We start from the raw sequence: 23,543 nt of genomic DNA, 5'->3' as shown, positions 1-23,543 counted from the left end.
GCCTCGTCCCCCCTTAAGCGAAGTCAGCTGCGTATTCGTCCAGCGCGGCACGAACCTTGGCCTCGGCGTCGCCCTTGATCTTGGGGTCGTCCTTGGTCAGCCACTCCAGCAGGTCAGCGTGCTTGCCGCGCAGGTGCGACAGCAGGCCAGCTTCGAAGCGACCCACGTCCTTGACGGCCACTTTGTCCAGGTAGCCGTTGGTGCCGGCGTAGATCACGCAGACGATTTCGGCGTTGGTCAGCGGCGAGTACTGGGGCTGCTTCATCAGCTCGGTCAGACGCGCACCACGGTTCAGCAGACGCTGGGTTGCAGCATCCAGGTCCGAACCGAACTGGGCGAAGGCCGCCATTTCGCGGTACTGAGCCAGCGACAGTTTCACCGGGCCAGCGACCGACTTCATGGCGTTGGTCTGAGCCGACGAACCCACACGCGACACCGACAGACCGGTGTTCACAGCAGGACGGATACCCTGGTAGAACAGTTCGGTTTCCAGGAAGATCTGGCCGTCGGTGATCGAGATCACGTTGGTCGGGATGAACGCGGACACGTCGCCGCCCTGGGTTTCGATGACGGGCAGTGCGGTCAGCGAGCCTGCGCCGTGATCTTCGTTCAGCTTTGCCGAACGCTCCAGCAGGCGCGAGTGCAGGTAGAACACGTCGCCCGGGTATGCTTCACGTCCCGGCGGACGACGCAGCAGCAGCGACATCTGACGATATGCAACGGCCTGCTTCGACAGGTCATCGTAGATGATCAGGGCGTGACGGCCGTTGTCGCGGAAGTATTCTGCCATTGCGGTTGCGGCGTAGGGCGCCAGGAACTGCATGGGCGCGGGGTCCGAAGCGGTTGCTGCGACGACGATCGAGTATTCCATCGCGCCGTTTTCTTCCAGCTTCTTCACCAGCTGTGCCACGGTCGAACGCTTCTGGCCGACTGCGACGTACACGCAGTACAGCTTCTTCGACTCGTCCGAGCCGGCTGCGTCGTTGTAGACTTTCTGGTTCAGGATGGCGTCCAGAGCAACGGCGGTTTTGCCGGTCTGACGGTCGCCAATGATCAGTTCGCGCTGGCCGCGGCCGATCGGGATCATTGCGTCAACCGACTTCAGGCCGGTTGCCATCGGCTCGTGCACCGATTTACGGGGAATGATGCCGGGGGCCTTCACGTCGGCAACGCGACGCTCGGATGCAACGATCGGACCTTTGCCGTCCAGCGGGTTGCCCAGACCGTCGACGACGCGGCCCAGCAGGGCTTCGCCTGCGGGAACGTCCACGATGGCGTTGGTGCGCTTGACGGTGTCACCTTCTTTAATGTCACGGTCCGAACCGAAGATCACGATACCGACGTTATCGCTTTCCAGGTTCAGGGCCATGCCCATGATCCCGCCGGGGAACTCGACCATCTCACCCGCTTGGATGTTGTCGAGGCCGTACACGCGGGCAATACCGTCACCGACGGAGAGCACGCGACCGACTTCGGCGACTTCGGCTTCCTGACCGAAGTTCTTGATCTGGTCCTTCAGGATCGCAGAAATCTCTGCAGCTTGGATACCCATTTATCCGACCTCTTTCATTGCATTCTGGAGGGAGTTCAGCTTGGCACGGATCGACGTGTCGATCATCTTCGAGCCCACTTTGACGACGAGGCCACCGATGAGGGATTCATCGACAGCCGCATTGATCTTCACAGTCTTGCCCACGCGCTCGGACAGGGTCTTGGCCAGCTTGTCCGATTGGGTCTTGGTCAGCGCCTTGGCGCTGGTGACTTCTGCAGTCACTTCGCCTTTTTCTTCGGCGATCAGGGCCTGCAGCGCAGCCAGCAGAGCCGGCAGAACAAACAGGCGGCGTTTCTGAGCCATCACGCTCAGGCCGTTTTTCAGGACGGGCATCATACCCATCTTGTCGGCGATAGCAGCAATGGCGGCGCCTTGCTGTTCGCGCGAAATCATCGGCGACGAAATCATGGACGACAGGTCTGCGCTGTCAGCCAGCGCGGCACCCAGATCCGTGACATTGGTTTCCAGATCGGCAAGGGCGTTGCCCTCTTTGGCGATCTCGAAGATGGCGGTGGCATAGCGCGCGGCGATGCCGGAGGAAATCGAAGCTGGTTCGGACACGTCCACCCTTCCGACTATTCTGGCCCTGTCCGAAACCCCGATGATTCCGGTTAGGGGCGTTTAGACCCTTGATTTGCGTCAAAGTATCGAAATCGGCGTGGGTGTAGCAGAGCAAACCCAACCTAGCAACCTGCTATGACAACGCGGTATACAATTGAATACCGTTAAAATTCAACATGTTAAGTTAAGTGCGACCGTTTGCACCTGTTTTTCGGATGCATTTTTTTCGGCAAATTGCAGAATTTGGGCAACGCGATTGAACAGCCGGGTCAATGCGTTACCGCTATCACTCCAGTAACAATGATGTGACGCGACGGAATCTGCGGATTCAGGGCTGTTCCGGGGCCAGATTCGAGGGTGTACGGACGCAGCGCGGGGATCGCAGGATTCGTTACAATTCGGTCCCGGTTCAGACCGGCTTTGCCTCTTTCGCGGCGGTCGGGTTGAGGATCGACAGCGGCCTGCGGACCGCCTCTTTCAGGCCGGGGCCGCTGGGGGCGTGGACGCGTTTGGTGGCCTCGACCATGATGACGCCCCCCGCCACAACGACGGAAAACGAGGCGCCCAGGCGCTCCCACATCTCTCCGGTCTTGCGCCAGAAGCGGCGGTGCGAGGGTGGCTGGTAAAGCGTGGTCGCGGTGCGCTCGGGCATGAAGTTGCGGCGCTTCAGTTGCGTTTCCAACTGGCCCAGCGTGTAGGGGCGGCCATAGCCGAACGGCGTCAGGTCGCTGCGGGACCACAGGCCGGCGCGGTTGGGCACGATGAACATCGCCTTGCCACCCGGCCCCAGCACGCGCCAACATTCATCCAGCAGCGCCGAGGGCTGTTCGGATGTTTCCAGCCCATGCATGACGACCAGCCGGTCAACATGGCCGGTTTCGATCGGCCACAGGGTTTCCTCGCACAGGACGGACACGTTGGGCATCCCCGCCGGCCAGGACATCACCCCCTGCGGGCCGGGCATCAGGGCGGTGACGCGTCGTGCATCGGCCAGATAGGGGCGCAGCAGCGGCGCGGCAAAGCCGAACCCCACCACGGTTTGCCCCTGCGCCTCGGGCCAGAGGGCCAGCAATTGATCGCGCACGGCCTTCTGTGCCGCCCGCCCAAGGGTGCTGCGGTAATAGAAATTGCGCAGATCCTGCACATCAAGATGCATTGCGGCCAGCCCCGAGGTTCGCCTAGTCTGGGGTCAACAATACCCAACAGCGAAGGAAACGCCATGCCTCTTGAGCTTGTCACAGTGCCCTGCCTGAAGGACAACTACGCTTTCCTGATACATGACGCTGAAACAGGCGAAACCGCGGTGATCGACGTTCCCGAGGCCGGACCGATCCGGGCCGAGCTGGACCGGCGCGGCTGGAAACTGTCGCATATCCTGCTGACGCATCACCATTGGGACCATATCGATGGCGTCCCCGACCTGCTGTCCAGCTACCCCGCACAGGTGGTCGGCGCACAGGCCGATGCCCACCGCCTACCCCCGCTGGATATCGCGGTGGCCGAGGGCGACAGCATTCAGATCGGTGGCGAAAAGGGTCAGGTGATCGACGTGTCCGGGCACACGGTGGGGCATATCGCGTTCCACTTTGCCGACAGCAAGTTGCTGTTCACCGCCGACAGCCTGATGGCCCTGGGCTGCGGCCGCCTGTTCGAAGGCACCCCGGACCAGATGTTCGGCAGCCTGTCCAAGCTGGCGGTGCTGCCGGGGGATACGGTGGTGTGCTCGGGGCATGAATATACCGCCTCGAACGGGCGGTTCGCGCTGACGGTGGACCCCGACAATGCCGCGCTGAAGGCCCGCGTGCAGGCCGTGGCCGAGGCGCGCGACGCAGGCCAGCCGACCGTGCCCTCGCTGCTGTCCGAGGAATTGGCGACGAACCCCTTCCTGCGCGGCCACACGCCCGGCGTACAGGCAGCGGCTGAAATGGTCGGCACCGATCCCGCGCGGGTGTTCGCCGAGGTCCGCAAACGCAAGGATAATTTCTGATGCCCCGCCCAGACGAAGGGCAACTCGACCCATTGTGAAAGAAAAACAACAAAAAACACTTGAAGCCCGGTGCGGATAGACCAAACTTTAAACTTATGAGGCCAAGGTTGGTCGAACGTACCGTTTGCCCGGCCCAGATCAGAAGGAGCACCCGAAGTGCCTTCATTCTCGAACACGCTTGAACAGGCAATCCATGCGGCATTGGCACTGGCCAACGCCCGCAGGCATGAATTCGCAACGCTGGAGCACCTGCTGCTGGCGCTGATCGACGAACCCGACGCGCTGCGCGTGATGAAGGCGTGCTCGGTCGACACCGACGAGCTGCGCACCACGCTGGTGGAATTCATCGACGAAGACCTGTCGAACCTTGTCACCGATATCGACGGATCCGAGGCGGTGCCCACCGCCGCCTTCCAGCGCGTGATCCAGCGCGCGGCGATCCATGTGCAATCCTCGGGCCGGACCGAGGTGACGGGCGCGAACGTGCTGGTCGCCATCTTTGCCGAGCGCGAGTCGAACGCCGCCTATTTCCTGCAGGAACAGGACATGACGCGCTATGACGCGGTGAATTTCATCGCCCACGGCGTCGCCAAGAACCCCGCCTTCGGCGAGCAGCGCCCCATCAGCGGCGCGCAGGACGAGGACGAAGGCCACTCCAACACCGGCGCGGCAGGCCCCGAAACCGTCGAGGCCAAGGAATCCGCGCTGGCCAAGTATTGCGTCGATCTGAACGCCAAATCGCGCAAGGGCGACGTGGACCCGCTGATCGGCCGCGACCAAGAGGTCGAGCGCTGCATCCAGGTGCTGTGCCGCCGCCGCAAGAACAACCCGCTGCTGGTGGGCGACCCGGGCGTCGGCAAGACCGCCATCGCCGAGGGGCTGGCGCGCAAGATCGTGCAGGGCGAAACGCCCGAAGTGCTGTCAGAGACCACCATCTTCTCGCTGGATATGGGCGCGCTGCTGGCCGGCACCCGCTATCGCGGCGATTTCGAGGAACGCCTGAAGGCCGTGGTGACCGAGTTGGAAAACCACCCCGACGCGGTGCTGTTCATCGACGAGATTCACACGGTGATCGGCGCGGGCGCGACCTCGGGCGGGGCGATGGACGCATCGAACCTGCTGAAACCCGCATTGCAGGGCGGCAAGCTGCGCTGCATGGGCTCGACCACCTACAAGGAGTTCCGCCAGCATTTCGAAAAGGACCGCGCGCTGAGCCGCCGGTTCCAGAAGATCGACGTGAGCGAACCCTCGGTCGAGGATACGATCAAGATCCTCAAGGGCCTGAAACCCTATTTCGAGGAACACCACGGCGTGCGTTACACCGCCGACGCGATCAAATCGGCGGTGGAACTGTCGGCGCGCTACATCAATGACCGCAAGCTGCCCGACAAGGCGATCGACGTGATCGACGAGGCGGGCGCGGCCCAGCATCTGGTCGCGGAATCCAAGCGCCGCAAGACCATTGGCCCGAAAGAGATCGAGGAAGTCGTGGCGAAAATCGCCCGCATCCCCCCGAAGAATGTCTCGAAAGACGACACCGAGATGCTCAAGGATCTGGAGGCCAGCCTCAAGCGCGTGGTCTTTGGTCAGGATGCCGCGATCGAGGCGCTGTCGAGCGCGATCAAACTGGCCCGTGCCGGCCTGCGCGAGCCCGAAAAGCCCATCGGCAACTACCTGTTCGCGGGCCCGACCGGCGTCGGCAAGACCGAGGTTGCCAAGCAATTGGCCGACACGCTGGGCGTCGAGCTGCTGCGCTTCGACATGTCGGAATACATGGAGAAACACGCGGTTTCACGCCTGATCGGCGCGCCTCCGGGCTATGTCGGGTTCGATCAGGGCGGGATGCTGACGGACGGTGTCGACCAACACCCCCATTGCGTGCTGCTGCTGGACGAGATGGAGAAGGCCCACCCCGACGTCTACAACATCCTGTTGCAGGTTATGGACCACGGCAAACTGACCGACCATAACGGTCGGACGGTGGATTTCCGCAACGTGATCCTGATCATGACCTCGAACGCGGGGGCTGCCGAACAGGCCAAGGCCGCGATCGGGTTTGGCCGCGACCGCCGCGAGGGTGAGGACACCGCCGCGATCGAGCGAACCTTCACCCCCGAATTCCGCAACCGTCTGGACGCCGTGATCAGCTTCCAGCCGCTGCCGAAAGAGGTGATCCTGCAGGTCGTCGAGAAGTTCGTGCTGCAACTGGAGGCGCAGCTGATGGACCGCAACGTCCATATCGAACTGTCGCGCCCCGCCGCCGAATGGCTGGCCGACAAGGGTTACGACGACAAGATGGGGGCACGCCCGCTGGCGCGCGTCATCCAGGAACACATCAAGAAACCGCTGGCCGAGGAACTGCTGTTCGGCCAACTGGCCAAGGGCGGCGTGGTGCATGTCGGCGTGAAAGACGGCAAGATCGACCTGCAAATCGACGGCCCCGCGCAGAAACGCCTGTCGGGCAACAAGCCGCCGCTGCTGACCGCGGACTGATGCGGTTCGCGGCCCTGACCGCGCTTTGCTCCCTCGCCATGCCTGCCATGGCGGGGGAGTTTTCATTGCGCCAACCCATTGATTGCAGGCTGGGTGAGACGTGCTTCGTCCAGCAATATGTCGACCACGACCCCGGCCCCGGCGCGCTGGATTTCACCTGCGGCCCGCAAAGCTATGACGGCCACAAGGGCACCGATTTCGGCCTGCCCAGCTTTGCCGCGATGCGGGCGGGCGTGAACGTGTTGGCCTCGGCGCCCGGAGTCGTCATGGGCCTGCGCGACGGTGAGCCGGATACCGGCATCGGCCCCGGCACCCAGGACAAGGAATGCGGCAACGGTGTCGTGCTGGACCACGGCGACGGCTGGCAGACGCAGTATTGCCACATGAAGCGCGGCTCGGTCACAGTGCGCAAAGGCCAAAAGGTCGAAGCGGGCGCGATGCTGGGGCAGGTCGGGTTTTCCGGCCAGACGCAATTCCCGCACGTGCACCTGTCTGTGCGCCGCAATGGCCAGGTCGTCGATCCGTTCGACCCGGACGGCAAGATTACCTGCGGCACGCCCGAGACGCGGACGCTGTGGCAGACGCCCCTGCCCGTTTCGCCCGGCGGGATGATCAGCGCGGGCTTCGCACCGCAAGTGCCTGGGTTTGACGCGGTCAAAGACGGCTCGGCCGGCGATGAGCAGATGAGCGCGCAAGCCCCCGCTTTGGTGGTCTGGGGCTATGCGTTCGGAAGCCGCCCCGGCGACAGCCTGCGGATCGAGATCATCGGCCCCGATGGCCCATTCCTGCAAACCGTGACGCCGCTGGACAAGGCACAGGCGCAGTTTTTCCGGGCGGCCGGGAAAAAGCGGCCGACGCAGGGTTTCACGCAGGGCCGCTATCAGGGCTATATCGCCTTGATCCGAAACGGGAAAATCGTGGATGACATCACCGCGCACGTCACGCTGCGGTGATTATTTCTCGGTCAGTTTCAGCTCGATCCGGCGGTTCTGGGCGCGCGCTTCGGCGGTGTCGGCGGGGTTGACGGGCTGATACTGCCCGAACCCGTTCGCGCTGAGCCGATCCGGCGGCATCCCCAGCCCCATCAGGTCACGCACCACCGACAGCGCACGTGCCTGGCTCAGTTCCCAGTTATCCGCGTATTCGCCGGTGCCCGACAGCGGCACGTTATCGGTATGGCCATCCACCCGCAGCACCCAGTTGATTTCGCCGGGAATTTCGCTGGCGATCCCGCGCAGGATCTGGGCGATCTTGGCGATCTCCTCGCGCCCGGCAGTGGACAGGTCGGCGCTGCCCGGCTCGAACAGCACCTCGGAGGAAAACACGAAGCGGTCGCCGACGATGCGGACGCCCTGCTTGCCCGACAGCACATCGCGCAGGCGGCCGAAGAAGTCGCTCTTGTACTTCTCGAGGTCTTTCTTCTCGGCCAGAAGGGCTTGCTTTTCCTTCTCCAGACGGATGCGTTCGGCCTCTTCCAGCTCGCGGCGTTTGCGTTCTTCGCTGGCGGCACGGGCCAATGCGGCGTTCAGATCCGAGCCCAGCGTTTCCAGCTGCACCCGCGCGGCGGCATCGCGGTCCTTGTAATCGTCCAGCAGCGCCTGAAGGCTGCCCAGCTGGCTACGCAACGCCGCAACCTGTTGATTCAAAAGGGCCTGTTGGCGTTGCGCCGCGGTCGAGACGGCCTTTTGATCGGCCAGCGCACGCTGCGCGACAGACAGCAGGGCGGCCTGACGCTCGGCCTCGGTCATCTGGGTGTTGGCGGCGTTTTCGGCGGCCAATTTCGCGGCCAAGGCGTTGGCCAGCGCCTTTTGCGCATCAGCCACTTGCCCCTCCAACGCCAGTTTCGCGGCCAACGCCTGCGCCAGACGCGTTTCCAGATCGGATTTCGCGGCGGCGTCCCCCTTGGCGGCAGCCAGTTTCGCCTCGGCTTCGGACAGTTTCACGGTCAGGTCGGCCAACCGGTCCTTGCCCGCTTCGGCCTCGGCCAACGCGGCGGCCAGACGGGCGGCCAGATCGGCCTCGCGCCCCTGCCCCTGTTCCGAGGCGGTCAGAGCGGCGGCCAATCTTGCGGTCAGATCATCGCCTGCGGCCTGCGCGGCGGCCAGCAGGGTCAGGGTGTCCTCGGCCTTCTTGCGCTGCGCCTCAAGCGCCAGGGTCATCGCGGTCAGCTCGGCGTCTGCGTTCTTGAGCTTTTCGCGCAGGGCCTCGGCGGCGGCGGCCTCAAGAATGCGGGTTTTCTCGGCCTCGGACAGGCGGGATTCCAGATCGGCGCGGGCCTGTTCGGTGGCGGCTTGTTCGGTTTTCAGCTGGGCGATCAGGGTCTCCAACGCCTCGCGCTTGGCGGCGGCCAGACGGGCGGCCTCGACCCCCGCATCAATCTCGGATCGCGCTTGCGCCAGCGCCAGTTGCAGGGCCTCGCGCTCGTCGATCAGGGCCTGCTTTTCACCCTCAAGCGACGCGACCGTCCCGAGCGCCTTGTCCCGTTGCGCCAGCAGGGATGCGACCTGCGCCTCGAAATCGGCGATCTTGCCGGCCTGCACGTCGCGTTCGGCACTAAGCGAAGCGATCAGCGCGGCCTGCTGGCGGGCTTTGTCCTGCTCGGCGGACAGGGTGGCGTTCAACTGGCCCAGTTCGGTGGTCAGGTCGGCGGTTTTACGGCGTTCCAGCCCCAGCGCATCGGCCAGCGCGGCGATCTCGCCCGACAGCGCATCCAGCTTGTTTTCCTGCCCCGAGATCGTCTCGCGCAGCACGAATTGCACGACCATGAAAATCGTCAGAACGAACATCAGCACCAGCAACAGGCCGGTCATCGCGTCGACGAAGCCGGGCCAGATTGAGCCCTGGAAACGTTGTCCGGTGCGACGCGACAGGGCCATTTTAGCTGTCCCCGTTGCCTTGCGGGCGGCGGCGCTGGCGCAGAACCTGGGTCAGCGCGGCGATGTCCGTGCGCAGTTCGGCCATGGTTTCCTGACGACCCGCGCTGATTTCCTCAAGAATGCGCAGCAACTGCACGTCGATCGAGCGCAGGCGCATCCGGCTTTCGGCGTCGATGCCGTCGGGTTCGCGTTCGACCATGACCTTGATCAGGTGCTCCTGCCCCTCGGCCATGCGCACGATGGCGTCGTTGGCGCGGGCGGTGCCGGCCATGCGGTCGGTCAGGCGTTCGACCGAAACGGCAAGCGAGGCGAGCTTTTCGTCCACCACGGCGCGGCTGGCATCCGAGGCCATGAACATCTGCTGCATCGCCTCGATCTGGTTGGTCATGTGGTCCAGCACCACCGCCACGGTCGAGCCGTCGCCGTGCCCGTCACTGTCGCCGCTTGCAAAGCCGACGCGGGTGATGGTGGAGAGCCACTCTTCGAGCTCGCGGTAAAAACGGTTCTGGCCGTGGCCGGCGAACAGCTCCAACAGGCCGACGACCAGCGATCCGGCCAGCCCCAACAAGGACGAGCCGAACGCCACGCCCATGCCCGACAGCTGCTGATCAAGCCCCTTCATCAGGCGGTCGAACACCGCGACCCCGGCTTCGCCTTCTTGCGGGGCAAGGCTGCGGATGGTGTCGACCAGCGCGGGAACGGTGGTGGCCAGCCCGTAGAACGTGCCCAAAAGGCCAAGGAAAATCAGAAGGTTGACGATGTAGCGCGTAATCTCGCGCGCTTCGTCGATGCGGGTGGCGACCGAGTCCAGAATGGAACGGGTCGAGGACGAGTTCAGCTGCATCCGCGCCCCACGCGAGCGCAGCAATGCGGCCAGCGGCGCCAGCAGACGGGGCGCGCCCCGGCCGGTCATGTCGACGGCTTCGCCCGCGAACGCCTCGATCCAGCGGACCGAGGTCACCAGTTGCGCCACCTGCCAGAAACAGGCCAGCACCCCCAGCACGAAGACAAACATGATGAACCCGTTCAGATACGGGTTCGCGTCAAACACCGGCAGAATGCGCGGCAGGGCCAGAAACACCACGACGGATGTCAGGCCCAACGCCATGACCATCAGCATGATCTGGCGGACGGGTTGCGAAAATTGCGGCTCGGCCTCGCGGTCTGGCAGCTCCATGGCGGTCAGATCCTGACACTGTTGTTGTTTGTCCGCAGGTTACGGTGGCGCGAGCGTCAAGCCAAGGATTTATGCAAGAATCTCACGCACTCGTGCCGTCAGCCAGTCCAGTTCGTGATCTTGAATCCCCAACTCGTGCAGATGGGCTGCGGTGTTGTACAGGTATTCGGTGTTCGGACCGCGCCCGCCGATGGCATGGGCGATGATATGGGCCTGTTCCTCTAGCGGCAGGCCCCCGCAATATTGGTCGTGCTCGGGGTCGATGATGTAGGTCACCGCAGGCACCTGCCGGCCGTCGCGCAAATGCACGGTCTGCTCGGTCTCAAGGTAGGCCGAGGAGATCAGCTCGCGCTCGCGCAGGTAGGCCAGCACATCGTCCTCTTGCCCGGACCGGACCGAGAAGGCCACGCCGTGGCAGGCGGCATCAACGGCGGCATCCAGCGCCAGCACCAGCCCCGGATCGGCCACGGTGCCGCGATGGTGAATGGACCGCATGCAGAAACTGCGCCGAAACCCCGGCAGATGCGCCAACAGGCGTTGATCGGGGTCGAACCCCGGGTTCCACAGCAGCGATCCGTATCCGAATACCCACAACGTCATGTGACTGGCCCTTTCCTGTGCCCCCCTGTAAACACCACCCGGAGCAGAGAGGAAAGGGCCCCCAATGAAACGCCTGCTGATTGCGATCATCGTCGCGGCCATTGCATGGGCCGGGTACTGGGTGCTGGCCTCTCAGGGGGTGAAGGCGGGCATGACCGCCTGGTTCGAGGACCGCCGCGCCCAAGGCTGGGTGGCCGAGTATGACGACCTGTCCGTCGCGGGCTTTCCCAACCGGGTGGACACCACGTTCACCAATCTGACGCTGGCCGACCCGGGCACCGGATGGGCCTGGGACGCGCCGTTCTTTCAGATGATGACGCTCAGCTACAAGCCCAACCACATCATCGCGATTTGGCCGAACCAGCAGCGCATCTCGACCCCGGATCAGAAATTCGACGTGACCAGCGCCAAGCTGCAGGCCAGCGTCGTGCTGGATCAGGGCAACGCGCTGCCGCTGAACCGCGCCAACCTGGTGGCCGACACGCTGACCTTTGCCGCCGATGAAGGCCAGACCACCACGATGACCGCCCTGCGCGCGGCCATTCACACGGTCGAGGGCGCGCAGGACACTTATGCTTTTGCCGTCGAGGCGGATGGTTTCGCGCCGCCGATGGAGTTGCGCGGCCTGATCGGCGCAGCCGACCTGCCCCGCAGTTTCGACGCGTTGCGCGCGCAGCTCGAGGTCTCGTTCGACGACAACTGGGACCGCCGCGCGATCGAGCAACGCCGCCCGCAACCGACCCGGCTGGACCTGAAACTGGCCGAGGCACGCTGGGGTGATCTGGAGCTGATGCTGGCCGGGGCCGTCGACATCGACGCCGAGGGCGAATTGGACGGGCGCATCACCCTGAAGGCGCGCAACTGGCGGCAGATCGTGCAGATGGCAGTGAAATCGGGCCAGTTGAACGAGACGCTGGGCCAGCAGCTAGAGGACGGGCTGGGCCTGCTGTCGCGCCTGTCGGGCAACCCCAACACGCTGGACGTGCCGCTGGATTTCCGCGCGGGCCTGATTTTCCTGGGGCCGGTGCCGATCGGTCAGGCCCCCCGAGTGGTGTTGCGCTAGGTTATTTGCAGTAGGTGCCACTGCGATAGCGGGCGGTGTCGAAATGGAAATGGTTCCGATGGTAGCGGTCCGATTTCGGGCCCAGAACCGTGCCGAAGGGGCCGCAGGCGGCCTCGTGCAGGTCGCGCAACATGCGACCCTTGCGGCCACGGCCCCAGTCGGATTTCACCGTCACCTCTGACCCGTCGCGCAGGATGACCGCGCCGATATCCACCGCGCGGCCCTTGCCGTGCTCGGAAATGCGCGCGCCCTTTTTGCTGTTGCGGGTCCGGCAGGAATAGCTGGCAAAGATGCGCAGCTTGTCCGCCCCGCCGCCGCGCCGTCCGATGGTCGGCTTCAGCCCGCGCTCCACCCACAGCCGCAACGACTTGGCCGTCGGGCAGTCGATTAGCGCGGCACTGGTCAGCCCGATCCCCGCGACCGAGGTGACACGAACGGCATCCGAAATCCCGCAGCCATCAACCTTGTCCGCGACCTCGCCGACATGGGTGCCCAGAATGGACGGATCACCGCAGACGGAGCCGCGCACATCGTCAAGGATGCGTTCCACCGCGCGATCTTCTAGCCCTGACGGACGCATCCGGGGGCGCAGGGAACGGTAAACAATGGATTTGTCGGGGTTTTTCACGCTGGGCGCCACCCCGATCACCCGGGGCGAGACACGGATGATGACGCCGGGATGCACCTCGCCACGCGCGACGGGACGCAGAGAGGTGGTGGGCGCGTTGGCACTGGCCGAGGCGGCCATGCAGACCGCCCCGATCAGGCCAAGCGCCCAGCCCTTCATTCGGCGGCCTTGCCGCCGCCACGGCCAAAGTCGGGCGCGGCAGTGTCCTGACCCGCGTCGATAATGCCACGACGAATGGCGCGGGTGCGGGTGAAATAGTCGAACAGCTGGTCGCCGTCCCCGGTGCGGATCGCGCGCTGAAGGGCGAACAGTTCCTCGGTGAAGCGGCCCAGAATCTCTAGCGTCGCCTCTTTGTTGGTCAGGAACACGTCGCGCCACATGGTCGGGTCAGACGCCGCGATCCGGGTAAAATCGCGGAAACCGGCGGCCGAGAACTTGATGACCTCCTGATCCGAAACGCGGTTCAGGTCGTCGGCCACGCCCACCATCGTATAGGCGATCAGGTGCGGGATGTGGCTGACCACGGCGCAGACCAGATCGTGGTGCTGCACGTCCATGCGTTCGGTTTTGGCGCCCAGGGCGTGCCAGAAATCCTCTAGCCGGGCGGTCGCGTCCTCGTCTGCGCCATCGGGAACGATCAGGCACCAGCGGTTGTCGAACAGGGTGGCAAAGCCGGATTCGGGGCCGGAATGTTCCGTCCCGGCCATCGGGTGAGTGGGCACGAAATGCACGCCGGCGGGGATGTGCGGGGCGACCGCCTCGATCACCGATTTCTTGACCGAGCCGACATCGCTGACCGTCGCCCCCGGTTTCAGATGCGGCGCGATTTCGGCCATCACCGGCCCCATCGCACCGACCGGCACGCACAGAACGATCAGGTCGGCGTCCTGCACCGCCTCGATCGCCGTGTCGCAAACGCGGTCGCACAGGCCGATCCGCCGCGCGGTGTCGCGCGTGGCTTGCGAGCGCGCATAGCCCGTCACCTCGGCCGCCAGACCGCCCCGTTTCATCGCCCAGAACATCGACGAGGCGATCAGGCCAAGCCCGATCAGCGCGACGCGGTTGTAGATCACGCTCATCTTGCACCGCCTTTGAATTGGCCAATGGCATGGGCCACGCGGCGGCAGGCGGGTTCGTCACCGATGGTGATGCGCAGGCAGTTGGGCAGGCCGTAGCCGCCCACCTTGCGCACGATCAGGCCCTGCGATTTCAGGTAGGTGTCACAGGCGTCCGCCTCCTCTGCGCTGTCGAAACGCGCCAAGATGAAGTTGGTAAAGCTTTCGTCCGACGGCACGCCATGACCGGCCAGCGCCTCGGCCAGCCAGGTCCGCAGGCGGGCGTTGTCGGTGCGGCATTTCTCGGTATAGGCGACGTCGCGCACGGCGGCTTCGGCGGCGGCCAGCTGGGTGTTGGACAGGTTGAACGGCTGGCGCACCCGGTTCAGCACGTCGATGATGGCACGCGGGGCATAGCCCCAGCCGATCCGCAGCCCGCCCAGACCGTAGATCTTGGAGAACGTCCGGGTCATGATCACGTTATCACGGCTGGCGACCAGCGAGGCACCCCCGTCATAGCCCTCGACGAACTCGGCATAGGCGCCGTCCAGCACCAGCAGCGCACCGTCGGGCAGGCCATCGGCCAGCCGGGCGCATTCGTCCAGGTCGATCATCGTTGCGGTCGGGTTGGCCGGGTTGGCGATGAACACGATCCGGGTCTTGTCGTTGCAAGCCGCCAGGATCGCGTCCACGTCGACGACGCGCTCTTTCTCGGCCACCATGACGGGGGTCGCGCCGACCGCATGGGCCAGGATCGGGTACATGGAGAACCCGTGCTCGGTATAGATCACCTCGTCGCCCGGGCCCGCATAGGATTGCGCGATGAATTGCAGCACCTCGTCCGAGCCGACGCCGCAGATGATGTTATCCGCGTCCAGCCCGTGGATTTCCGCAATCGCCGCGCGCAGGCCGACATGGTCGGTCGACGGATAGCGATGCAGCTCGAACGCCGAGCGACGCAGCGCCTCGACCGCCGCCGGGCTGGGCCCGTAGGGGTTCTCGTTCGAGCTGAGCTTCACCACGTCGGTCACACCCTCGACATGGCTGGCACCGCCGACATATAGGGCGATTTCCATGATACCGGGCTGAGGCGTGATCTTGGTCATTTTGGTGTCTCCTTGGGTATCTTTCCTTACAAACCCAGAAAGGGCATGGAAAGCGTCAAACCCGTGATTGAAACGCAATGTGCGGGCAGTGTGCCCTCAGTACTTCTTTGAGCGGGACACGATCCAGTCCATCGCCGCCATCAGCACGCCCGAGGCCACGAAAACCATGTGGATCACCACCAGCCAAAACAACGAGTCCTGATCCAGCGGCTTGGAGGATTTGCCGATCTCCATGAACTGCTTCAGCAGGTGGATCGCAGAGATTGCCACGATCGAGGCGATCAGCTTCATCTTCAGCCCACCGAAATCGACGGTGCCCATCCAGCTGGGCCGGTCGCCGCCATCATCGATGTCCAGTTTCGAGACGAAGTTTTCGTAGCCCGAAAACAGCACGATCAGCAGCAGGTTGGCCGCAAGAGACAGGTCGATCAGGGTCAGGATCACAAGGATCGCCTTGTCGGCGGTCATGCTAAGAACCTGCGGGGCGTAGTAGATCAGCTCGCGGCAGAAAACGATCGTCAGCATGCCAAGGCTGACCACCAGCCCCAGATACATCGGGGCCATCAGCCAGCGCGAGGCAAACAGCCCCTGTTCGAATTTCCGTTCAATCGCGGGTTTGGTGCTCATGTCAGTGTCCAGATTGGCGGGCAGCGCCGCGGGGTGTCCTTTGTGCATGAAAAAACCCGCCGCACGAGGCATCGTGCGACGGGTCTTCCGAAACTTGCGGATTTCGGCGAAGAACCCTTAGTTCTTCGCGTAGAATTCCACGACCAGGTTCGGCTCCATCATCACCGGGTACGGAACGTCCGACAGGCCCGGGGTGCGCACGAATTTGGCGGTCATTTTCGAATGGTCGGCTTCGATGTAATCCGGCACATCGCGCTCGGGCAGAGCGACGGCTTCCAGCAGAACGGTCATCTGCTTGGACTTGGCGCGGACTTCGATCACGTCACCCTCTTTCACGCGGTACGAGGGGATGTTCACCGGGTTGCCGTTGACCAGCACGTGGCCGTGGTTCACGAACTGACGCGCAGCGAACACGGTTGCAACGAACTTGGCGCGGTAGACGACGGCGTCCAGGCGGCGCTCCAGCAGGCCGATCAGGTTTTCACCGGTGTCGCCCTTGACGCGCTCGGCTTCGCCGTAGATGCGGCGGAACTGCTTCTCGGTCAGGTCGCCGTAGTAGCCTTTCAGCTTCTGCTTGGCGCGCAGCTGGGTGCCGAAATCCGACAGTTTGCCCTTACGGCGCTGGCCGTGCTGGCCGGGGCCGTATTCGCGGCGGTTGACGGGCGACTTGGGGCGGCCCCAGATGTTTTCGCCCATGCGGCGGTCGATTTTGTACTTGGCAGACGTGCGTTTGGTCACGGCTGATCTCCTTCTTTGGGTCGAGGCCCTGCGGGCCACTATGAAGGGCGTTGTCCTCTTGCCTTGCGACATGACAGGCTGTCCCTTGCGGGGGCCACCAACACCAATGAAGCCGCGCTTATAGACGGATTATAGGGGGAGTCAACAGGGCTCAGGCCAGCTCGTGCATGAGGATGGCCGCCTCAGAGCGCGACAGGGTGCGACGGGCGTAATCGCCATATGTCGCAGGGTCGCCGGCCACGTCGGGGCGAACCGATTGCAGGCGCATCCGGTCGCTATCCTCCAGCGCGTCAAAGTGGGCGCTGGCGGGGTGGAAGCTTTCGGTCTCCAGCCCGTTGGCGCGGATGACGTGGTGGTCGGGCAGCAGCAGGTGGATATAGGTCACTTCGCGCAGGCCCAGATCCACGTTCACCGTATGGCCGTTCACCAGATCGCGCGCGGCGACCAGAACCTCGGGCGTGTTGAACAGTGCGCGCGCGGCAGCCCCTTTCAGCAGCATCCGGTGATCGGGCGAGACCAAGAGTTCCTGATCCGGGCGGTCGAAGCCAAAGGCCCCGGCGCGGATGCGGATCGGGCGCAGGTAGGGCATGGTATAGAGACGTGCGCCGGTCATGCGGCGCTGGCCGACCCACTGGACTTCCTGAGCACCGCTGTCCTCGGTCTGCACCTTGTCACCTTCGCGCAGATCCTCGACCAGTCGGGGGCCGTCGGGCGTGTCGATCCGGGTGCCGGGGGTGAAACAGATCACGCCACGCCGGGTGTCGAACACCTCGGCCCCGTCATCGGGGCGCAGGGCGGTGTGCACGATCCACAGCTCGCGCCGTTGCGGCGGGGCCTCGCCGACGAACATCGCCAAGGGCGCGCCGCCGGTATCCGGGTCGATCAGGGTAACCGTGTAAGAGCGTTTGCCGTCCGTGACGATAAAATAGCGGTCACGCAGCGGGCGGGCATCGGCAGGCTGGTCGCGCTTGTCGGACATCGCCATGCCGACGAGACGCGCCACCATGCGCGCCGCGCTTTTGCGCAGGGTCTCCTCTCCGTCCGCATTCTCCAGGCGCAACAGGTCGTTGCGGCCGTCCACGCGCAGCGCCTCTCCGTGCCAGGTCCACATGGCCCCGACGGCCAGTTGACTGACAGAGGCGGCCCGCAAGCCGTCCAGTTCTGTTTGCGACCAAGAAATGACGAACGTGCCTGAATAGCCCGTTCCCATTGCCCGTATGCCTGCCGTTTATCTTTTTATTGCGGTCAGGATAACAGATCGGCGAATCGCTGCCTAGCCCGTTTGGCCGCCAATTTCGGCCCGATTCGACCGATAATTGCACGCAATCAAGGCTTTCGGTGCCCCGCTGGACCGTCACGGCGCGGCGATTGCCCGGCGAGCACAACAAAAGCACCGCGCACGGGGGCCGCCCCAGCCAGACGCAGGCAATCTGTGCTGAAAAAACTGGCAATGCAGGGGCAATTCCGGGTCCAACCCCGGAAAATGCCGCGCCGCAGCGCGCGCGGACTTGAAAGCGGCCACCCCCTTGAACATAGGATGTCTTCAATCCCTGCCCCGGACGCAAAGATGTGTCCAAGGCTCTTGATCCCAACCACCGGATCACCGCGGCAACGGCGCTGCACTTCACTCACTGCAACCACGAGTCACACGACTCTTGCGACGATGGAGCGCCGAAAATGCCCAAGAAACGTCTCGTCATTGTTGGTAATGGTATGGCCCCCGGCCGGATGCTGGAGCATCTGTTCGACCTGACCGACCAGTACGAAGTCACCATCTTCAACGCCGAACCCCGCGTGAACTATGACCGCATCATGCTGTCGCCGGTTCTGTCGGGCGAAAAGACGTTCGAGGATATCATCATCCACGGCGACGCCTGGTACGCCGATCACGGCATCACCCTGCACAAGGGCCAGAAGGTCACCAAGATCGACCGCGACATGCGCACCGTGACCAGCGAGGGTGGCATCACCGCCCAGTATGACAAGCTGGTCATCGCCACCGGCTCGAACCCGTTCATCATTCCGGTGCCGGGTCACAAGCTGCCGGGCGTGCTGGCCTACCGCGATCTGAACGACGTGGACGGCATGCTGGAAGCGGTCAAGAAAGGCGGCCGTGCCGTTGTCATCGGCGGCGGCCTGCTGGGTCTGGAAGCGGCCGCTGGCCTGAAGATGCGCGGCATGGACGTGACCGTCATCCACCTGATGCCCTCGCTGATGGAGCGCCAGCTGGACCCCGCCGCCGGCTACCTGCTGAAGCGCGAGCTGGAAGGCCGCGGTATCGAAGTGCTGACCGAAGCCAACACCAAGCAGATCCTGGGCTCCGACAAGGTCGAGGGCGTGGAACTGGCCGATGGCACGATCATCGACGCCTCGCTGGTGGTGATGGCCGTGGGCATCAAGCCCAACACCCAGGTCGCCGCAGAATGCGGGCTCGCGGTCAACCGCGGCATCGTCACCGACTCGACGATGAAAACCTCGGACCCGGCGATCTACTCGGTCGGCGAATGCGTCGAGGTGGGCGGCATGGTCTACGGTCTGGTCGCGCCGCTCTACCAGATGGCCCGCGTCGCGGCTGCGCATCTGGCCGGTGCATCCGACGCCGAGTTCAAACACGCCGAGACCCCGACCAAGCTGAAGGTGACCGGCTGCGATCTGTACTCGGTCGGTGATTTCGCCGAAGGCCCGGACCGCGAGGATATCGTCCTGCGCGACGCCATGCGCGGCACCTACAAGCGCGTGATCCTGAAAGACAACAAGGTGATCGGCGCGGTGCTGTACGGCGATGTGGCAGATGGCGCCTGGTACAACGAGATGCTGAAATCCGGCGAGGACATCGAAGAGATGCGCGCCACGCTGATCTTCGGTCAGGCCTATCAGGGCGGCGGTGCCGCCGATCCGCTGGCCGCCATCGCTGGCCTGTCGGATGACGCGGAAATCTGCGGCTGCAACGGCATCTCGAAGGGCCAGATCATGGCCGCGATCAAGGACAAGGGCCTGACCACCCTGGCCGAGGTCCGCGCCCATACCAAGGCATCCGCCTCATGCGGGACCTGCACCGGGCTGGTCGAGGGCGTGATGAGCCTGACGCTGGGCGACAGCTTTGTCATCCCCGCCGCAGCCGGCATGTGCCCCTGCACCACCCACAGCCACGGCGACGTGCGCCGCCTGATCAAGGCGAAGGGCCTGAAATCCATCCCCGCCGTGATGCAGGAACTGGAATGGTCCACCCCCGAAGGTTGCGCCAAGTGCCGCCCAGCGCTGAACTACTACCTGGTCTGCGATTGGCCGGGTGAATACGTGGATGACCAGCAGTCGCGCTTCATCAACGAACGCGTCCACGCCAACATCCAGAAGGACGGCACTTACTCCGTGGTCCCGCGCATGTTCGGCGGCATCACCACCCCGGACGAGCTGCGCGCCATCGCCGATGTGGCCGACAAGTACGACATCCCCACCGTCAAGGTCACCGGCGGCCAGCGTATCGACCTGCTGGGCGTCAAGAAAGAAGACCTGCTGCCGGTCTGGGCCGACCTGAACAAGGCGGGCATGATCTCAGGCGCGGCCTACTCCAAAGGTCTGCGCACAGTGAAAACCTGCGTCGGAACCGACTGGTGCCGCTTTGGCACGCAGGACTCGACCGGTCTGGGCATCAAGCTGGAAAAGGCGCTGTGGGGCTCGTGGTCGCCCGCGAAACTCAAACTCGCCGTCACCGGCTGCCCCCGCAACTGCGCGGAATCCACCTGCAAGGACATCGGCGTGATCTGCGTCGATAGCGGCTACGAGATCGTCTACGGCGGCGCGGCGGGCCTGCACATCCAGGGCACCACCCTGCTGGGCAAGGTCGCCACCGAACAGGAAACCATCGAGACCATCTGCGCCCTGACCCAGATGTACCGCGAACAGGGCTTCTACCTGGAGCGGATCTACAAATGGGCCGACCGCGTGGGTTACGACCACATCAAGGAAGTCATCTACGACGACCTGGAACAGCGCGCCGCCTATTACGAGCGTTTCGTCTACTCCCAGAAATTCGCGCAAGTCGATCCCTGGGCCGAGTTCGTCTCGGGCAAGGACGCGCATGAATTTGCCCCCCTCGCAACCGTCAAACTGGAGGCCGCCGAATGAACATGGTCGCAACGAACTGGGTTGCCGTGGGGCAACTGTCCGACATCCCGCGCCAGGGTGCGCGCTGCGTCAAGAACGGCGACATGACCATCGCCATCTTCCGCACCAGCGACGACCGCGTGTTCGCGCTGGAGGATAAATGCCCGCACAAGAACGGGCCCCTGAGCAACGGCATCGTGCACGACGGATGTGTCACCTGCCCGCTCCACAACTGGGTCATCTCGCTGGAAACCGGCACCGCACAAGGCGCTGACAAAGGCGAAACGCTGACCTTCCCGGTGAAGCTGGACGGGCAAACCGTTCTGCTTGGCCTCTAAATCCAACAACAAGGGACAGACACTCATGGCTTACGTACAGCCCGCAGAATTTGCCGCCAAGATGATCGAGGCCGGTGAATCCAAGATCATGATGTCCACCAAGGACACCCTCATCCGCGCCTACATGGCTGGCGCCATCCTGGCACTGGCCGCGGCCTTCGCCGTCACCATCGCCGTCAATACTGGCAACTTCCTGGTTGCCTCGCTGCTGTTCCCGGTCGGGTTCTGCATGCTGTACCTGATGGGCTTTGACCTGCTGACCGGCGTGTTCACCCTGGCCCCGCTGGCCGTGATCGCCAAACGCCCCGGCTGCACCTGGAACGGCGTGTTCCGCAACTGGACGCTGGTTTTCTTCGGCAACTTCGCAGGCGCGCTGACCACCGCCGTGTTCATGGCCATCATCTTTACGATGGGCTTTTCGACCGAACCCAACGAGATCGGCCAGAAGATCGGCAAGATCGGCGAGGCCCGGACCCTTGGCTACGCCGCCGCTGGCGCTTCGGGGATGCTGACCGTGTTCATCCGCGCCGTGATGTGCAACTGGATGGTGTCCACCGGTGTTGTCGCCGCGATGATGTCAAACTCTGTCTCGGGCAAGATCATGGCGATGTGGATGCCGATCCTTGTGTTCTTCTACCTGGGCTTCGAGCACTCGATCGTGAACATGTTCCTGTTCCCCTCGGGCATCATGCTGGGCGGTCAGTTCACCTGGATCGACTACTTCGCCTACAACGAAATCCCCGTGGTTCTGGGCAACCTGGTTGGCGGCCTGACCTTCGTGGGCGGCATGATCTACTCGACCCACTACAAGACCTCGCCGAAGCGCAACGCCGGCATCGCAACCCCCGCCGAATAATCGGCCCCGGACCCCGCCTTTGCCAAGGCGGGGTCTTTCTCTTTGACGGAACGCCAATGCCCAAAGACACCGTGACCACGCTGCAGATCAGCATCGGACAGGCCAGCCTGGCCGGGGTGAAGCCGGTCAATCAGGATTTCCACGGCGCCTCTGTTCCCTCGGGTCAGCAATTGGCGCTGAAGGGCGCGGTTCTGGCGATTGCGGACGGGATTTCCACCTCGGATTACAGCCATATCGCCGCCGAAACGGCCGTGAAATCGCTGATGACCGACTACTACGCCACGCCCGACGCCTGGACGGTGAAAACCTCGGCCAGCCGCGTCATCGCCGCCACCAACAGCTGGCTGCACGCGCAATCGGGCTATGCGGGCATTTCGGACGCGGATCGCGGCCATGTCTGCACCCTCGCCGCCCTCATCGTAAAGGCGCGCACGGCGCATCTTTTCCATGTGGGTGACAGCCGCATCTGGCGCGTCTCGGGCGCCAGTCTGGAACCCCTGACCCAGGATCATCAGGTCGCATTGGGAGGCGGCGAAACCGTGTTGTCCCGCGCCATTGGCGTGGGACACGCGGTGGACATTGACTATAAGGCGGTCCCGCTCGAGTTAGGCGACACCTTCCTGCTGACCACCGATGGGGTGCACGGCTTCTGGCAGCCCAAACAGGTGACCCAATGGATTGCCGCATCCGATGATCTGGACGCCACCGCCCACCAAATCCTGAACGCCGCGCTAGAGGCCGGATCAAACGACAACCTGACCGTCCAGATCCTGCGCATCGACGCCCTGCCCCAGGCGGATCAGCAATTCGACGCGGGCATGTTCGGCCTGCCAATCCCGTCCCTGCCCTCGGACGGCGCGCAGATCGACGGCCACACGATCCTGCGGCAACTGCACGGCAATCACCGCTCGTACATCTACCTGGCCAAGGCCCCGGACGGCACCAAGGTCGCGCTGAAAATCCCCTCCTCCGACCTGCGCGAGGACAAGGACGCCCTGCGCCGCTTTGTCATGGAAGAATGGATCGCGCGCCGCCTGTCCTCGCCCCACCTGATGAGCGCCCCGCCAAGCGGCACGCGCACCGGCCTCTACGTCGTGACCGACTACATCGAGGGGCAATCCCTGCGCCAATGGATGCAGGACAACCCCAAACCCGATTTCGAACAGGTCCGCGACATCATCGAACAGGTGATTCAGGGCCTGCGCGCCCTGCACCGCCGCGAGATGCTGCACCAGGACATCCGACCGGAAAACATCATGATCACCCGCGACGGCGTGGTAAAACTGATCGACTACGGCGCCACCTACGTCGCCGGCGTGCAAGAAACCGCCCCCGCGCTGGAAGAAGGCATTCTGGGCACGTTGCAATACACCGCCCCGGAATATTTCGCCAACGAACCCGTCAGCTGGAAGGCCGAGCTCTTCTCGCTCGGCGTCATCGCCTACGAAATGCTGACCGGCACCCTGCCCTACGGCACACAGGTGTCGCGCGTCCGCACTGCCCGCGACCGGATGCGCCTGCGCTACCGCAACGCCCGCGACGACGCCCATCCCATGCCCGACTGGCTGGACGAGGCGCTGCACAAGGCAGTCCACCCCGACCCTGCGCGCCGCCACGCCCATCTGTCGGAATTCGCCGCCTACCTGCGCACGCCCAGCCTCAGCTACCAAACGCGCCACAAGAAACCACTCGCCGAACGCGACCCCGAGAGGTTCTGGAAAACCGTCTCGGGCCTGCTGGCGATCCTCTGCATCTGGCTTGCAACGATGGCCTTCAAATAGC

Annotated in this window: 20 protein-coding genes; 8 read left to right on the top strand and 12 right to left on the bottom strand. The window is 64.1% G+C overall.

The genetic code is table 11. The features are described 5' to 3' along the window. Nucleotides 1-13 precede the first annotated feature (13 nt). The 3 genes from atpA to E7681_RS16400 form a co-directional block, all read right to left on the bottom strand. Nucleotides 14-1,552 carry a F0F1 ATP synthase subunit alpha gene (atpA, locus tag E7681_RS16410; protein WP_136340348.1) on the bottom strand — a complete coding sequence of 513 codons (1,539 nt, stop codon included), beginning with the start codon at nucleotides 1,550-1,552 and terminating at the stop codon, nucleotides 14-16. Next, nucleotides 1,553-2,113: a F0F1 ATP synthase subunit delta gene (locus E7681_RS16405; protein WP_136340347.1), complete on the bottom strand. Its 561-nt coding sequence runs from the start codon at nucleotides 2,111-2,113 to the stop codon at nucleotides 1,553-1,555. It abuts the gene before it with no gap. Nucleotides 2,114-2,522: 409 nt separating this feature from the next. Further along, nucleotides 2,523-3,269, bottom strand: coding sequence for a class I SAM-dependent methyltransferase (locus E7681_RS16400; protein ID WP_136340346.1), 747 nt, complete (start codon nucleotides 3,267-3,269; stop codon nucleotides 2,523-2,525). A 63-nt stretch (nucleotides 3,270-3,332) separates the two neighbouring features. On the opposite strand from E7681_RS16400, the gene gloB reads away from it, so the two are divergent. The 3 genes from gloB to E7681_RS16385 all read left to right on the top strand — a co-directional run bounded on the left by gloB (nucleotide 3,333) and on the right by E7681_RS16385 (nucleotide 7,546). Then, nucleotides 3,333-4,100: a hydroxyacylglutathione hydrolase gene (gene gloB, locus E7681_RS16395; RefSeq protein WP_136340345.1), complete on the top strand. Its 768-nt coding sequence runs from the start codon at nucleotides 3,333-3,335 to the stop codon at nucleotides 4,098-4,100. 156 nt (nucleotides 4,101-4,256) lie between these two features. Next, nucleotides 4,257-6,593, top strand: coding sequence for an ATP-dependent Clp protease ATP-binding subunit ClpA (clpA, locus tag E7681_RS16390; protein ID WP_136340344.1), 2,337 nt, complete (start codon nucleotides 4,257-4,259; stop codon nucleotides 6,591-6,593). Nucleotides 6,594-6,658: 65 nt separating this feature from the next. Further along, on the top strand, nucleotides 6,659-7,546 hold the full coding sequence (locus E7681_RS16385; protein ID WP_246032516.1) for a M23 family metallopeptidase: 888 nt from the start codon (nucleotides 6,659-6,661) through the stop codon (nucleotides 7,544-7,546). Here the strand turns inward: E7681_RS16385 and E7681_RS16380 are convergent, their stop codons facing one another. From E7681_RS16380 to E7681_RS16370, 3 genes are all read right to left on the bottom strand, one after another. Further along, nucleotides 7,547-9,469, bottom strand: a complete 1,923-nt coding sequence (locus E7681_RS16380; RefSeq protein ID WP_136340342.1) for a peptidoglycan -binding protein — start codon at nucleotides 9,467-9,469, stop codon at nucleotides 7,547-7,549. Between the two features lies 1 nt (nucleotide 9,470). Continuing rightward, nucleotides 9,471-10,646, bottom strand: coding sequence for a biopolymer transporter ExbB (locus tag E7681_RS16375; RefSeq protein ID WP_136340341.1), 1,176 nt, complete (start codon nucleotides 10,644-10,646; stop codon nucleotides 9,471-9,473). Nucleotides 10,647-10,715: 69 nt separating this feature from the next. Further along, nucleotides 10,716-11,246 (bottom strand): gamma-glutamylcyclotransferase, encoded by a 531-nt coding sequence (locus E7681_RS16370; RefSeq protein ID WP_136340340.1) that lies wholly within the window; start codon nucleotides 11,244-11,246, stop codon nucleotides 10,716-10,718. Nucleotides 11,247-11,310: 64 nt separating this feature from the next. Between E7681_RS16370 and E7681_RS16365 the strand changes: the two genes are divergently transcribed. Beyond that, the gene (locus E7681_RS16365; protein WP_136340339.1) at nucleotides 11,311-12,309 is read left to right on the top strand and encodes a DUF2125 domain-containing protein; all 999 of its coding nucleotides are present in this window, start codon (nucleotides 11,311-11,313) and stop codon (nucleotides 12,307-12,309) included. A gap of 1 nt (nucleotide 12,310) precedes the next feature. Here E7681_RS16365 and E7681_RS16360 read toward each other — a convergent pair whose 3' ends face one another. From E7681_RS16360 to E7681_RS16335, 6 genes are all read right to left on the bottom strand, one after another. Beyond that, nucleotides 12,311-13,096: an extensin-like domain-containing protein gene (locus E7681_RS16360; protein ID WP_136340338.1), complete on the bottom strand. Its 786-nt coding sequence runs from the start codon at nucleotides 13,094-13,096 to the stop codon at nucleotides 12,311-12,313. Further along, nucleotides 13,093-14,016 (bottom strand): prephenate/arogenate dehydrogenase family protein, encoded by a 924-nt coding sequence (locus tag E7681_RS16355; protein ID WP_136340337.1) that lies wholly within the window; start codon nucleotides 14,014-14,016, stop codon nucleotides 13,093-13,095. Before E7681_RS16355 ends, E7681_RS16360 begins: the two co-directional genes overlap by 4 nt. Continuing rightward, nucleotides 14,013-15,098 (bottom strand): histidinol-phosphate transaminase, encoded by a 1,086-nt coding sequence (hisC, locus tag E7681_RS16350; protein ID WP_136340336.1) that lies wholly within the window; start codon nucleotides 15,096-15,098, stop codon nucleotides 14,013-14,015. Before hisC ends, E7681_RS16355 begins: the two co-directional genes overlap by 4 nt. A gap of 96 nt (nucleotides 15,099-15,194) precedes the next feature. Continuing rightward, the gene (locus E7681_RS16345) at nucleotides 15,195-15,725 is read right to left on the bottom strand and encodes a TIGR00645 family protein (protein WP_136340335.1); all 531 of its coding nucleotides are present in this window, start codon (nucleotides 15,723-15,725) and stop codon (nucleotides 15,195-15,197) included. Nucleotides 15,726-15,842: 117 nt separating this feature from the next. Next, nucleotides 15,843-16,463 carry a 30S ribosomal protein S4 gene (rpsD, locus tag E7681_RS16340; RefSeq protein ID WP_136340334.1) on the bottom strand — a complete coding sequence of 207 codons (621 nt, stop codon included), beginning with the start codon at nucleotides 16,461-16,463 and terminating at the stop codon, nucleotides 15,843-15,845. A 151-nt stretch (nucleotides 16,464-16,614) separates the two neighbouring features. Continuing rightward, nucleotides 16,615-17,673, bottom strand: coding sequence for a Hint domain-containing protein (locus tag E7681_RS16335; protein ID WP_136340333.1), 1,059 nt, complete (start codon nucleotides 17,671-17,673; stop codon nucleotides 16,615-16,617). A 467-nt stretch (nucleotides 17,674-18,140) separates the two neighbouring features. Between E7681_RS16335 and nirB the strand changes: the two genes are divergently transcribed. The 4 genes from nirB to E7681_RS16315 are packed head-to-tail and all read left to right on the top strand — an operon-like array spanning nucleotide 18,141 to nucleotide 23,542. Continuing rightward, nucleotides 18,141-20,588: a nitrite reductase large subunit NirB gene (gene nirB, locus E7681_RS16330; RefSeq protein WP_136340332.1), complete on the top strand. Its 2,448-nt coding sequence runs from the start codon at nucleotides 18,141-18,143 to the stop codon at nucleotides 20,586-20,588. Beyond that, nucleotides 20,585-20,905 carry a nitrite reductase small subunit NirD gene (gene nirD / locus E7681_RS16325; RefSeq protein WP_136340331.1) on the top strand — a complete coding sequence of 107 codons (321 nt, stop codon included), beginning with the start codon at nucleotides 20,585-20,587 and terminating at the stop codon, nucleotides 20,903-20,905. Before nirB ends, nirD begins: the two co-directional genes overlap by 4 nt. Nucleotides 20,906-20,930: 25 nt before the next feature. After that, nucleotides 20,931-21,761: a formate/nitrite transporter family protein gene (locus E7681_RS16320; RefSeq protein WP_136340330.1), complete on the top strand. Its 831-nt coding sequence runs from the start codon at nucleotides 20,931-20,933 to the stop codon at nucleotides 21,759-21,761. A gap of 56 nt (nucleotides 21,762-21,817) precedes the next feature. After that, a complete protein-coding gene (locus E7681_RS16315; protein WP_136340329.1) occupies nucleotides 21,818-23,542 on the top strand; it encodes a bifunctional protein-serine/threonine kinase/phosphatase in 1,725 nt (574 codons plus the stop codon). The last annotated feature ends 1 nt before the right edge of the window (nucleotide 23,543 follow it).

The organism is Thalassobius vesicularis, from assembly GCF_004799325.1.
In the GTDB taxonomy this organism is placed as follows: domain Bacteria; phylum Pseudomonadota; class Alphaproteobacteria; order Rhodobacterales; family Rhodobacteraceae; genus Thalassobius; species Thalassobius vesicularis.
The sequence above is the reverse complement of the archived record's forward strand: the minus strand, read 5'-3'. Positions and strand labels throughout refer to the sequence as shown.

Bases quoted from the DNA above. Each gene is read 5' to 3' on its own strand.
- atpA (WP_136340348.1), bottom strand. From the start codon at position 1,552: ATGGGTATCCAAGCTGCAGAGATTTCTGCGATCCTGAAGGACCAGATC.
- E7681_RS16400 (WP_136340346.1), bottom strand. From the start codon at position 3,269: ATGCATCTTGATGTGCAGGATCTGCGCAATTTCTATTACCGCAGCACC.
- gloB (WP_136340345.1), top strand. From the start codon at position 3,333: ATGCCTCTTGAGCTTGTCACAGTGCCCTGCCTGAAGGACAACTACGCT.
- E7681_RS16380 (WP_136340342.1), bottom strand. From the start codon at position 9,469: ATGGCCCTGTCGCGTCGCACCGGACAACGTTTCCAGGGCTCAATCTGG.
- E7681_RS16375 (WP_136340341.1), bottom strand. From the start codon at position 10,646: ATGGAGCTGCCAGACCGCGAGGCCGAGCCGCAATTTTCGCAACCCGTC.
- E7681_RS16370 (WP_136340340.1), bottom strand. From the start codon at position 11,246: ATGACGTTGTGGGTATTCGGATACGGATCGCTGCTGTGGAACCCGGGG.
- E7681_RS16365 (WP_136340339.1), top strand. From the start codon at position 11,311: ATGAAACGCCTGCTGATTGCGATCATCGTCGCGGCCATTGCATGGGCC.
- E7681_RS16360 (WP_136340338.1), bottom strand. From the start codon at position 13,096: ATGAAGGGCTGGGCGCTTGGCCTGATCGGGGCGGTCTGCATGGCCGCC.
- E7681_RS16355 (WP_136340337.1), bottom strand. From the start codon at position 14,016: ATGAGCGTGATCTACAACCGCGTCGCGCTGATCGGGCTTGGCCTGATC.
- hisC (WP_136340336.1), bottom strand. From the start codon at position 15,098: ATGACCAAGATCACGCCTCAGCCCGGTATCATGGAAATCGCCCTATAT.
- E7681_RS16345 (WP_136340335.1), bottom strand. From the start codon at position 15,725: ATGAGCACCAAACCCGCGATTGAACGGAAATTCGAACAGGGGCTGTTT.
- E7681_RS16335 (WP_136340333.1), bottom strand. From the start codon at position 17,673: ATGGGAACGGGCTATTCAGGCACGTTCGTCATTTCTTGGTCGCAAACA.
- nirB (WP_136340332.1), top strand. From the start codon at position 18,141: ATGCCCAAGAAACGTCTCGTCATTGTTGGTAATGGTATGGCCCCCGGC.
- nirD (WP_136340331.1), top strand. From the start codon at position 20,585: ATGAACATGGTCGCAACGAACTGGGTTGCCGTGGGGCAACTGTCCGAC.
- E7681_RS16320 (WP_136340330.1), top strand. From the start codon at position 20,931: ATGGCTTACGTACAGCCCGCAGAATTTGCCGCCAAGATGATCGAGGCC.
- E7681_RS16315 (WP_136340329.1), top strand. From the start codon at position 21,818: ATGCCCAAAGACACCGTGACCACGCTGCAGATCAGCATCGGACAGGCC.